The sequence below is a fragment of the Priestia megaterium genome (genome assembly GCF_023824195.1).
Classification (GTDB): Bacteria; Bacillota; Bacilli; order Bacillales; family Bacillaceae_H; genus Priestia; species Priestia megaterium_D.
The window spans coordinates 1-12,002 of record NZ_CP085444.1 but is presented as its reverse complement, the minus strand read 5'-3'; the positions used below and the strand labels follow the sequence as shown (position 1 = coordinate 12,002).

At 37.2% G+C, this 12,002-nt stretch carries 12 protein-coding genes and 1 pseudogene; 4 read left to right on the top strand and 9 right to left on the bottom strand.

The features are described from left to right. Nucleotides 1-281: 281 nt before the first annotated feature. Nucleotides 282-740: an SMI1/KNR4 family protein gene (locus LIS78_RS27790; RefSeq protein ID WP_252285479.1), complete on the bottom strand. Its 459-nt coding sequence runs from the start codon at nucleotides 738-740 to the stop codon at nucleotides 282-284. 27 nt (nucleotides 741-767) lie between these two features. After that, nucleotides 768-872 (bottom strand): annotated as a pseudogene (locus LIS78_RS27785) (DUF8096 family protein); the annotation flags it as partial. Between the two features lie 343 nt (nucleotides 873-1,215). Between LIS78_RS27785 and map the strand changes: the two are divergent. Then, nucleotides 1,216-1,962, top strand: a complete 747-nt coding sequence (gene map / locus LIS78_RS27780) for a type I methionyl aminopeptidase (protein WP_252285478.1) — start codon at nucleotides 1,216-1,218, stop codon at nucleotides 1,960-1,962. A 111-nt stretch (nucleotides 1,963-2,073) separates the two neighbouring features. Here map and LIS78_RS31540 read toward each other — a convergent pair whose 3' ends face one another. Continuing rightward, nucleotides 2,074-2,196: a hypothetical protein gene (locus LIS78_RS31540; RefSeq protein ID WP_286676975.1), complete on the bottom strand. Its 123-nt coding sequence runs from the start codon at nucleotides 2,194-2,196 to the stop codon at nucleotides 2,074-2,076. 131 nt (nucleotides 2,197-2,327) lie between these two features. Between LIS78_RS31540 and LIS78_RS27775 the strand changes: the two genes are divergently transcribed. Then, nucleotides 2,328-3,035, top strand: coding sequence for an IS6 family transposase (locus tag LIS78_RS27775; RefSeq protein WP_252285477.1), 708 nt, complete (start codon nucleotides 2,328-2,330; stop codon nucleotides 3,033-3,035). A 12-nt stretch (nucleotides 3,036-3,047) separates the two neighbouring features. Here the strand turns inward: LIS78_RS27775 and LIS78_RS27770 are convergent, their stop codons facing one another. After that, on the bottom strand, nucleotides 3,048-3,302 hold the full coding sequence (locus tag LIS78_RS27770) for an NUDIX domain-containing protein (RefSeq protein ID WP_209152277.1): 255 nt from the start codon (nucleotides 3,300-3,302) through the stop codon (nucleotides 3,048-3,050). A 483-nt stretch (nucleotides 3,303-3,785) separates the two neighbouring features. On the opposite strand from LIS78_RS27770, the gene LIS78_RS27765 reads away from it, so the two are divergent. Together LIS78_RS27765 and LIS78_RS27760 are read left to right on the top strand one after the other, a co-directional pair. Then, nucleotides 3,786-4,322 (top strand): LPXTG cell wall anchor domain-containing protein, encoded by a 537-nt coding sequence (locus tag LIS78_RS27765; protein WP_075422368.1) that lies wholly within the window; start codon nucleotides 3,786-3,788, stop codon nucleotides 4,320-4,322. Nucleotides 4,323-4,389: 67 nt separating this feature from the next. Beyond that, complete coding sequence (locus tag LIS78_RS27760) at nucleotides 4,390-5,043, top strand: class D sortase, LPxTATN-specific (RefSeq protein ID WP_209152278.1); 654 nt, start codon at nucleotides 4,390-4,392, stop codon at nucleotides 5,041-5,043. 477 nt (nucleotides 5,044-5,520) lie between these two features. Here LIS78_RS27760 and bcaP read toward each other — a convergent pair whose 3' ends face one another. The 5 genes from bcaP to LIS78_RS27735 form a co-directional block, all read right to left on the bottom strand. Beyond that, a complete protein-coding gene (gene bcaP, locus LIS78_RS27755; RefSeq protein WP_209152279.1) occupies nucleotides 5,521-6,960 on the bottom strand; it encodes a branched-chain amino acid transporter BcaP in 1,440 nt (479 codons plus the stop codon). A 295-nt stretch (nucleotides 6,961-7,255) separates the two neighbouring features. After that, entirely contained in the window at nucleotides 7,256-8,410 is a 1,155-nt protein-coding gene (locus LIS78_RS27750) for a homogentisate 1,2-dioxygenase (RefSeq protein WP_209152280.1), read from the bottom strand. A 16-nt stretch (nucleotides 8,411-8,426) separates the two neighbouring features. After that, on the bottom strand, nucleotides 8,427-9,530 hold the full coding sequence (hisC, locus tag LIS78_RS27745) for a histidinol-phosphate transaminase (RefSeq protein ID WP_192101020.1): 1,104 nt from the start codon (nucleotides 9,528-9,530) through the stop codon (nucleotides 8,427-8,429). Between the two features lie 172 nt (nucleotides 9,531-9,702). Next, nucleotides 9,703-10,989, bottom strand: coding sequence for a fumarylacetoacetase (fahA, locus tag LIS78_RS27740; RefSeq protein WP_252285476.1), 1,287 nt, complete (start codon nucleotides 10,987-10,989; stop codon nucleotides 9,703-9,705). Next, nucleotides 10,986-12,002 carry a hypothetical protein gene (locus tag LIS78_RS27735; RefSeq protein WP_244659763.1) on the bottom strand — a complete coding sequence of 339 codons (1,017 nt, stop codon included), beginning with the start codon at nucleotides 12,000-12,002 and terminating at the stop codon, nucleotides 10,986-10,988. The genes fahA and LIS78_RS27735 overlap by 4 nt, the downstream gene beginning before the upstream one ends.

The window sequence follows — 12,002 nt, the reverse complement described above, 5'->3', positions numbered from 1 at the left end:
AAATGTCCCTTAGAAATGAAGGGTACAAAGACCTGGGTAACAACCCGATTAACAATATATTTGCTGTGCAATCAAAATAGACCAACCTCTTAATTTTTTTATAATCAAAGTGGTTCTAGTCACCTGTCTTTTCATGAAATGGACGAGGGATCCAAAGATGTCCCAAGGACTGAAGTAAAACATAATGAGGAACAGTGGGAGCTTGGTGGATCAAATTATATGAAACTAATAAAAAAGAACCGACAATTAAATGTCAGTTCCTGTGTATTGTATAAATGTAGTCATTCTTCATCTTCATAAATAAATAAGCCATTTACCAAGGTCTCGAAATCAGGAGCTAATTCAAAAATAAGTGTTTCCGTTCCCCATTCTAAATCCATATAAATTACAGGAGGGTTATCTTTTGTATTCCGATAGTCGAATGCAACCCACCAATGTCCCTCTCCACATAGTAGAACAATATCTTTTGGTAACTCCCATTCTTCTATATAATAGTCACTAGATAAAATGCCTTCTTTTCCTATTCCATAAATTTCAGGGAGGTTTACATGATCGTATGCCCAATTTGTTGGAACGGAGGTAGGGTAGTCACAATATTTTAAAGAGCCTCCATTTTGCATTTTACATAACTCAATATAGGATTTTGGCAACTTCACACCCAACTTCTTTTCTGCATCTTTGACCATTTCTTCTGTTAATTTCTTTGATTGACTGTATCCATCATCCCAAATATCTCTCATTTCCCCAACCCTTTCAATCAATACCAACTAAATGCTTTTCTTCATGCCACATTCTCTACATTCACGTAAGAAAACGCCACCTTTTACGGAACTTTTGAAGTAAGCTGAGTTGCAGTTGTCGCATCTGCCACTGACCTTATTAAATGGACTAAACTAATAAGAGGCTATTATGTTCAATATATGAGCATATATCCTCTTTTCTTATACATATTATATTCGTTATTTAGATACTATAAATATAGTTCAATATGTATATATTATAAAGGAACATAAGTTTGTTGCAAATGGAGGATGTAGCCTATAGCAGGAGGCGTAGTAAAGTCTTCAGACCGAACGTTAATATGAGTTAGGAGGTGAATGGTATGAGTTTTGTAACTTTGTAATAATAGGTATTAAGCAATCGGGCCAGTTTATGGAGGACCGGAAACATTACCTTTGGTAAATTAAAAAATCAAGAAAATTGGAGGGTTCGTATATGACAGTTGGAGGTAAGGAAGATATTGAAGGGCTTAAGGAAATCGGCAAGATCGTTGCTTTAACAATAAGTGAAATGAAAAACCAGACACGTGCTGGAATGACGACCAAAGAATTGGATGAAATCGGGGGACGGTTTTTAAGAAGATATGGCGCGACTTCTGCACCAAAGATAACTTATAATTTCCCTGGGAACACATGTATTAGTATTAACCATGAAGTTGCTCACGGAGTACCGGGGAATCGGAAGATTAAAGAAGGTGACCTAATAAATATTGATGTCTCCGCGGAGTTAAATGGTTACTTTGCCGATGCAGGTCATTCCTTTCAGATGCCTTTATATAACCCTTCTGTAACGCGTCTCTGTCAACACACACACGATACCATGATGAAAGTTATTTCTTCACTTAAACATGGGGCGAGATTGAATGAAATCGGAAGAATTATTCAAAATGAAGCCCGAAAAGGTGGTTATAAGGTAATTACGAATCTGTGCAGTCACGGCATTGGAAGGTCTTTACATGATACACCTGAAAATATTTTACCTATTTATGACAAGCATGATAAACGAGTATTGAAAGAAGGTATGGTTATTACTGTTGAGCCTTTTTTATCAACTGGAGCAGAGTATACAGTTGGAAGTCCTGACGGGTGGACTTTATGTGTGCCCGATAATAGTCTTTGTGCACAACATGAGCACACAATAATTGTTACAAAGGATCAACCGATAATTACAACGGTAGCTTAGATATTGTTTTCAGATGTTAATCCCATAGATGTTTAAGGCATTTCATCAAACAGGCACGTTTATTGAGCAAAAATTAAAAGGTTGATACATATTAGTCATGTGCAATATGTATCAACCTTTATTTTCTATGCCTTTTTTCAATTTAGGTCTTGATAAAACCTTATCTGGATATTCAGCGTAGTTATAAACTTTATCAAGATCTATTTCTTGCTCTTTTATTTCTTCCAGGTTCACTCTTTCCTTTTTGGCTTTTATTAGACTAACGCAATTAGGGGTTTTGGTGCAAAAAATCAATCTAACTTGCAATTAATCTCTAAACCTTGGACATACTGATACTAGTACTCTAAAAAAGGGACGTGATCAGTATGGAAAAGCAGAATCTATTTAAGTGGAAACATTATCAGCCGGACATTATTTTACTAACCGCCCGATGGTACCTGCGGTACAACCTTAGTTTTCGTGATTTAGTGGAAATGATGGAAGAACGAGGTTTATCAATAGCTCACACTACGATTATGCGTTGGGTTCACCAATATGGACCAGAGTTAGATGAACGCGTGCGACGTCACCTTAAGACAACAAATGATTCTTGGCGAGTGGATGAGACCTATGTGAAAGTGAAAGGAAAATGGATGTACCTCTACCGTGTGGTTGATTCTAAAGGAAATACAATTGATTTTTATTTAAGTAAAACAAGAGATACGAAGGCTGCAAAGCGCTTTTTCAAGAAAGCTTTGCGGTCTTTTCATGTTTCCAAACCCCGTGTGATCACAGTAGACAAGAACTCAGCTTATCCTATAGCGATTGAAGAATTAAAGAACCAAAAAAAGATGCCTGTAGGCATCCAATTAAAGCAAGTCAAATATCTGAATAACATCATCGAACAGGATCATCGATTTATTAAAAAACGAGTTCGATCTATGTTAGGATTAAAATCTTTTAGCACAGCTACATCCATTCTTTCAGGAATAGAAGCGATCCATATGATAAAAAAAGGACAACTTATTTCACAAGACAAGTCTGTCCAAAATCAAGTGGAGTTCATTCATGAACTATTCAAAATTGCTGATTAAGAATAGATGTATTTAACCATTTACATGCTTTCTTTCAGATTGACGTAATCTTTGCACCAGAACCTTGTCATCATAAAAAGAGCCAATTTCTACTTCTACTCGTAACTCTTCTCTGAGCTCCCTTACTAGACACTCTTTGGGTGTCTCACCAGGTTCCAACTTGCCGCCGGGGAATTCCCATTTGCCGGCCAAAGGGTCTTTTGAATGCCTTTGAGCGATTAATATTTGATCTTTCTCCTTTATAATTGCAGCCACAACTTTCTTCATAAGAACACCTTCTTTAAATTTCCTGTATGGTTTTTCCTTTATTTTACCTAAATAGAGTGTTCGTTCTCAATGCGGGACATTTTATTAATTACTATTGCTTGTAATGATCTGATTGTTTCATAGCAAAGGATATCTTTTTAAACTTTCAGAAAGAAGTATATCAAATGGATATGTAAAGAATTAACGAGAAAATAAACCAAGTATAAGCCGGTTAGAAAAAAGAAAAAAGAAGCAAAAATTTAAATTGTAAATAAAAAATGAGAGGTTTAACTGAAGAAAAAAACGGGAAAACAACACTCATTTAAAACTAGTTTAATTACATAAAATGGATAAATATAATGATATCGTCATGTTAAACAGAAGAAATTGACGAATAAAGGGAAATTGTAGCTAATGCCCCAGATTATTGTTGAAGTTGCCAGAAAAAGAGTTTAATATGAAATTGTTAGCAAATCTGACACATAATTATTGGGGGTAGGAGAAATGAAAAAAGTAACATTTGCTTTGGCGGCAGCGTTAACATTTGGGGGAATTGGTACCGTAGCAACTACAGCATCAGCAGAATCAAACGGTTTAGATAAAGACTGTTCTGATTTTAAAGGTAAGCCATACCAAGAAGTAGTAGACTACTGGAATTCAAAAGGTTATACAGCAACAAATGATCCTGAGAGATTAGATGGCTGGGGTAACAAAGTAGACGATGGTATTCCTTGTGAAGCTCCATCTGACTATGATACTTCTAAGATTAACGGCATTGGTAAGAAAGAAGAAGCTACTTCAGAGGAAACAACTAAAGAAGAGACTACTACAGAACAAACTACTGAAGAACAGCCTGCAAAAGAAGAAACTGCTACTAAAGAAGACAATTCTTCTTCAGAGCAAAAAGCTACTTCTGACAAAAAAGAAGGCGAAGAGCTTCCTGAAACAGCAAGTAATAATCCACTTGGTGTAGCAGCTGGTTTAGCTGTTGCGGCTGCTGGTGTGGTAGTATTTACTCGTCGTAAAAATTCAAAAGCATAATATAATGGATATATAAAATAAAAGGGACGGGATTATTCCTGTCTCTTTTTTATAGAGGTGCAGTTGTATGAGAATATTAGGCATTTGTCTATTTGTGATAGGCATTTCCCTAGCTGGTTATTCATTCTTTGAGTGGAACTTAGGAAGATCATCTTCAGAGACTCTATCTCAGAAGGAAATAAACCATTATGAAGTAAAAGAAAAAGAAGATGTAGGCCAACAAAGCACTGAAGTAAAACAAGAAGATTCAACTAGCGATGTGAATCTAGAAGAAGTCGACACCAAGTCTTCAGAGAAAATGGAAGATTATAATTACAACAAAGGTCAAAAAGTAGCGAATCTCGTTATTCCTAAACTCGAATTAAAATACTCAGTGTATTGGGGAACAGATGCTGATACCTTAAAAAGAGGCGTAGGAATGTTTGTTAGTGATTTAACTACTACTCCAAAGGGAATGGAGCACACAGTATTAAGTGGGCACCGCGACACCGTATTTACAAGGTTAGGTGAACTTAAAACGGGTGACAATCTAATTGTAGAATTTGATAACAAGCTTTATGAATACCAAATTAAAAAGATTTGGATTACACATAAAGAAGATCGGACAGTAATTGTTCCTAAAGATAATCCTACGCTTACATTAACAACTTGCTATCCATTTGATATGATTGGAAAAGCGCCTGATCGCTACATTATTCAAGCTGAAATGATAAATAACTAAAAGCGACTTACCATTAATAGGTATGTCGCTTTTTATTTTATTCATCTAGTTATTAACTTTGTTGAAGTTGAGTCCAATCAGTAATTAACTTGCCATCTATAACATTCTTGGAAGTAATAATTAATGTCTTAAACTTGTCTACTTTTTCAGCAAACCCCATTCCGTTGAGAAATAGCCACTTATGAATGGTATCTGGGTGTAATTTAGAATCCTGATTTAATACTGTTTCTATGTAGCTACTGCAGTAGGGGATGAGTAGATTGTGGTGTATGCGGTAAATGAAATAATTTTCATCTAAAAAAGGATGCCAATAGGCATCCCTTTTAGCTTTAGTTATAATAAAATGTTTGATTAAACAGATTCTATCACACAAAATTGTTTGTCCTAAGGCAGTTAATGAATAGAAGATTACATGTATTAAGATAGACGTTTTTAATTAACTTGAATATATTAATTAGATAAGTGCATGTAGAAGGCTTATAGAATCTCTCTCTTATCTATTTCTTTATCAGCTTTTAAATTTTTCTCCCTCTTTCCTAATTCACTATTTCTGTAACCAAATATAAAGTAAACAATAAGACCAATCACCAACCAGATTCCGAATCCAATCCAAGTGGTCATCGGTAAATTAAACATAAGGTAGCCACAAAATAACATAGAGATAATGGGGATAAACGGAACAAATGGGACTTTGAAAGCGCGTGGTAGTTCAGGTTGTGTTTTACGCAAAACCAATACGCCTACCGAAACAACCAAGTACGCAAAGAGTGTTCCGATATTAACTAGTTCAGCTAATCTATGTAAAGGAATGAATCCAACAAAAATTGCAACTAAGATTCCTGTAATCCACGTATTTATAATAGGGGCTTTCTTAACTGAATCGACTTTGGACATTGTTTTAGGCAATAAGCCATCCCGACTCATAGCAAAAAACAAACGTGTTTGTGCGTATAAAAGTACAAGTAACACTGTAGTCATTCCCGTCAAAGCTCCTACCGAAATAAAGCCTGCTACCCAGTCTTGGTGAATATAACTTAAAGCAAAAGCTACCGGGTTTTTCACATTTAATTCAGTAAAGGGAACAATGCCTGTTAGAATGAAGGAAACAATAATATATAAGATCGTACATATAGTAAGGGAAGAAATAATCCCGATAGGCATATTGCGCTGAGGATTTTTTACTTCCTCGGCTGCAGAAGCTATAGAATCAAAGCCAAGGTAAGCAAAAAAGACAGATGCAGCACCTGCTGTTACCCCAGAGAAACCAAATGGCATAAATGGTGTCCAGTTTCCTGGTTTTACATACCATATTCCGATGACGATGAATAAAAGAACAACAGCAATCTTAATCACAACCATGATATTATTTGCACGTGTAGATTCACGTAAACCACGAGAGAGCAGAAAGGTAATAACTAAAACAGCAGTAATAGCTGGAATGTCAATAAAGGTACCTTTTCCAGGATCGTAAGCACTTGTTATAGCAAGTGGTAATTTCAACCCGAACCCACTTAATAAGCCTTGAAAATAACCTGACCAGCCACTAGCAACTGCTGAAGCTGCAAGTCCATATTCCAACAGTAATGCCCAACCAAGAATCCAGGCCATCACTTCACCAAAAGTGACATAACTGTAGGTGTAAGCGCTACCAGAAATAGGGATAGAAGAAGCAAACTCTGAATAACATAGCGCAGCAAATATACAGGCAAGTCCTGAAAAGATAAACGAAAGCACAAGAGCCGGTCCTGCGTGTTCTGCGGCGGCTACTCCTGTCAAAACAAAAATTCCTGTGCCAATAATGCAGCCAATCCCCATCATTGTTAGATCTTTAGCTCCAAGTACTTTGTTCAGAGATTTATCCGTTTCTTGAACACTGGCCAACATATGAGAAATTGACTTTTTTCGAAATAAATCCATGTAGGTTCTCCCCTCAAAAATGGAATATTTGTTTTATAATTTGCACTTCTTCTAGAATAAGTGTATTAATGGCCTTAATAATTTAAAAAAGGAAATTTTTTTATTCTACCTATCAGATTATTCCCATACCACTTTTCTGTTTTCATGAATACTTATCTTTAAAAATTTTAATAGCATACTTCAATTTATCTTCAATAATGATTAAATAAAAGGGAGCTGGGCGTTTAAATAACGCCCGGTACAAAAAGCATAAAGGCTATGATATCGGCCATAAAATTTAACTAAGTATATTTTTCTATTTATACCAGCTCTGCATGTAAGAAGAATCTTCGTAACGATGCGCTTGCTTAACGACATGAAGTGGTCGGAATGTATCAATCATAACAGCTAGTTCTCGCGTTTCTTTTTTCCCGATGCTTTCTTCCATTTTCCCTGGATGTGGACCGTGTGGCAGCCCACTTGGATGAAGAGTAATAGATCCCTCTTCAATTCCACGCCTACTCATAAACTCTCCATCCACATAGTATAGTACTTCATCACTTTCTACATTGCTGTGCACATAAGGAGCCGGAACGGCCTCTGGATGATAATCATATAATCGTGGCACAAATGAACAAATTACATAGTTATGAGCTTCAAATGTTTGGTGAACTGGAGGTGGCTGATGAATTCTACCTGTAATTGGTTCGAAATCATGAATACTAAAAGCATAAGGAAACAAATACCCATCCCAACCTACAGCGTCTAATGGATGAAAGTCAAATAAATAAGAAGTCAACATACCTTGAGCTCGCACACGAACCTCGAATTCTCCTCGTTCATCTTTTGGCTCTAGTTTTTCTGGTGTTCTTAAATCACGCTCACAATAGGGAGAGTGCTCTAGAAGTTGACCATGCTCATTGCGATAGCGTTTTGGAGGCATGATTGCTGAGTTTGATTCCACAATGAGAAATCGTGCCTGTTCTGTTTCTAGAACTACTCTATATGTAGTACCAATAGGAATAACTAGGTAATCACCTGGAAGAAAAGACAATTCACCAAAGATACTCTCTATTTTTCCTTTTCCTTCATGAACATACAGCATTTCATCGCCTTCCCCATTACGATAAAAATATGACATTTGTTTTGTTGGCCGGGCAACTCCAATGGCTACATCATCATTAACCATAAAGATTTTTCTTGCTTCAAGGAAATCTCCTCCTGCTTCGGTTTCCCAAGTGTGAAAGTGACGATGCTTAAGTGCCTCTTTTTCTTCAATCTCATAATGGATTTCTGTGATTTTTTTAGCCTCTCTTACTTGTGTTGGGGGATTGATATGATAAATGAGTGATTGAATACCCGAAAAACCTTTCGTTCCCATAACTTGCTCATAGTGTAAGCTCCCGTCTTCTTTCCGGAATTGTGTATGGCGTTTAGCAGGAACCTTCCCCATCTTTACATAATGCGGCATAAACACTGCTCCTCTCTTATTGTATTACTTCGCGAAGTGCTTGGATAAACGCTTCATTTTCTTCTTTTGTTCCGATTGATACACGAATTGTGTTTGGGAGTCCCAATACCCCTCCGGAACGAACGATAATTCCTTTATGCAGTAACGATTGAAACACATTATCACCAGATGAATTTAGCCTTATCATTACAAAATTACCTTGGGAAGGAAAATAGCTGAGACCCATTTTTTCGACCTCTGCTGAAATATATAACCTTCCTTTCTCATTCTCTTTTTTACACTTGCTAACAAACTCTAAATCTGCCAAAGAGGTAGTGGCTGCAACTTGTGCCATACGATTAGTGTTAAAGGGTTCCTTTACCTTAATAAGTTCCTTTACAAAATTTGAATGCATTACTCCATAACCAATACGTAGAGCAGCCAATCCATAAATTTTTGAAAAAGTACGTAAGACAATCAAGTTTGCATGAGAGTGAATAAGTGGCACCGTATCCAAGTGGTCTTCTGCTGTCACATATTCAAAATAAGCTTCATCAACAACAAGCAGTATATGATTAGGAACTTGATTAATAAATGATGTCAGTTCCCTCTTTCCAACAATCGTTCCAGTAGGGTTGTTTGGGTTACACACAAAAATCATGCGCGTTTTGTCCGTAATAGCAGCGAGCATACCACCAAGATCGTGCACCCCGTTCACAAGTGGTACTTTAATCGCCCTGCCCCCTTCGATGATGACATTCGTTTCATAACGAGGGAATGTGACGTCTGCCATGATAGCCTCGTCCCCAGAACGGATATAGCTGCGTGTGAGCAAACGAAGAATTTCATCCGACCCATTTCCTGTTATAACTTGCTCTTCCTTAACTTTTAATTGTTTCGCTATTTTTTTTACCAGAACAGGCGCCGTTCCTTCCGGGTAAAACATTAACTTTTCCATTTCTTTTATCATGGCCTCTTTTGCCATTGGTGAATAACCTAATGGATTTTCATTCGAAGCAAGTTTAATAATGCGATTAAGACCTAGTTCTCGCTTCACTTCTTCAATAGGCTTACCTGGTTTATAAACATCAAGACCTTCTAATTCTTTCCGTGAGATGATTTTATGTTCAAGTACTTCCATGCTTTCACCCATCCTGTTCTATGTAATTTTGTTACAGACTGATACAGTGATCTCTCCAACTTTTTTCTCCACTTTCACCCATAAGTTCTACTTAGTTGTAAAGCCCATCAGTTGACTCTAATCCCATTCCCAAACACATCTGTCTTGGAGTATACTGAACGAGCTTTACGAGTTAAATGTGAGATAAAGTATAAGATTGTTTAAGGGCTGGCAGAACTCGTCCTGTCACTTCCCCAAATCCAATCCTATATCCCTCTCCTTGACACCACCCTGTAATCGTTAGCTGATCTCCATCTTCTAACCAAACCCTTTGTTCTCCATTTTCTATTTCTATCGGCTCAGTTCCACGCCATGTTAGCTCCAATAAACTTCCTCTCATCTCTTTTTCAGGTCCACTAATTGTTCCTGAAGCAAGCAAATCACCAGGACGTAAATTACATCCCCCTACTGTATGGTGAGCAATCTGTTGAGCCATGGACCAGTAAAGATAACGAAAGTTACTTGTAGAGATGGTTTTGGAATTTTTCATTCCTTCCCCCTTAAGATTCACCTCTAAATGAATATCAAATGAACCAGGTTTATTTGTACGTAAATAAGGTAACGGCTCTGGCTCCTGCTCTGGTCCAGCTACTCTAAAAGGCTCGAGAGCTTCAAATGGCACCACCCAAGGAGAAATTGAAGTAGCAAAGCTCTTAGCTAAGAATGGGCCAAGTGGTTGATATTCCCAGGATTGGATATCTCGAGCGCTCCAGTCATTGACTAGTACAAGGCCGAAGATTTGTTCCTCAGCATTTTTTAAGGCAATGTTTTTCCCTCTTTCATTACCTGGACCAATAAACCATCCCATCTCTAATTCCAAATCAAGTTGACAACTCGGACCAAATAAAGGTGCATTTGAGTTCGCTGGTTTCATTTGTCCTTGTGGACGCCTTACATCAGTCCCACTAAGAACTACTGAACTAGCTCGTCCATGATACCCAACTGGCAAGTGAGTCCAATTCGGCATTAGGGCATTTTCCTTTCCCCTAAACATAATCCCTACATTAGTTGCATGCTCTTTTGAAGCATAAAAATCTGTATAATCCCCAATTTGTGCAGGCAAAAGCATTTTGACATTTTTTTGAGGGATTAATGCAATATTACGAAGGGCATAGTTATCCCGTAAAATTGACTCATCTTCATGTAGTAATTGTTGGATACGTCCTCTTACATCCCGCCATGCTTTAGTTCCAAGAGCCATAAATTCATTAAGAGAAGCTTGTTCAAAAACTCCTTTTCCCCCTACATCTGTACCATCAAAATATCCCTCAGCGTCTAGCACGGAAAGATCCAATACATAATCACCAATCGCAACTCCAATACGGGGAACCCCCATCGTAAGGGGGCGAAATACACCGTAAGGAAGGTTTTGAATGGGAAAATGAGATTTAGGATCTACCTCTATAAATGACTTCATCATCTCCACTCCTCTTCTATACTATAAATTCCTAATGTACGTAAGTCTTCACGGGGCTCATCGAAACTACAGCTTCCATATGAACAAAGTAATTTTTCTCGTAATCTTATAATTTCAGAAGTTGGGACGGTTAAATCGTGCCATTGTAATCCTTTATCAGTGAACTTGAAATTCTTTGATTTCTCATCAGCAAGAATTTTTACTGTTGATACTATATCTAGTTTTTTGATATGAGCTAGCATCCCAGCTGTAAAAACATTGAGGAAACCATGCATTCGTGTATTCACTTCTTCACGATACATACGAATTGGATGATGTAGTCCGGCTGTAAACTTCACGGGAATATCTCGATCACGACATCCGACAAGTACGGTTGCTATTTGCTGAGAAGTTGGAAATGCTTCTGCTGTAACTCCACCAGTCCGTAATTTAAACCCTAGTAAGAAATCGCTTTCATTATTATGCGCAGCAATAATATCCAGAGTTTCAAGTATCTTAGATTCCCAGTCCCTATCTAAAGGTATTGTCGCTTCACAAAAGGTTTGTAGCCTACTCTTGTCTGTCGCTTTTGTAATAGTTTGTAATAAAGCACGGTCAGGTATATGAGGCGGGAGAGGAATCTCGCATATGTCAATTTTGATATTCCTCTTATATTCATTATGAAAAGACCTAACTATTTCAAGATCCGCATGTAAGCTATTTAGGCATTCGATCTTATTATTACTCCTAGACCCTAAAGCTGAAATGATTAATGGACGTTCTTTTGAAAATATTGATACATACGGAATAAGTTGGTTTAGTTGTGAGATAGGAATGATAAACCGTCCGAGCATCCATGAATCTTTACAAATTTGAAATTCCTTGTAATTTTTTATTGAGGTTTCCAGGGATAAATTAGCGGGTGGAAATAACCCAGCGTAATCAATTAGATTTGATAAAAAAGCATGGATACTAGTTTTCAATTTTGAACCCTCACTCATCTCAACACCACTTCCAGCTATACTCTTTATATTCAT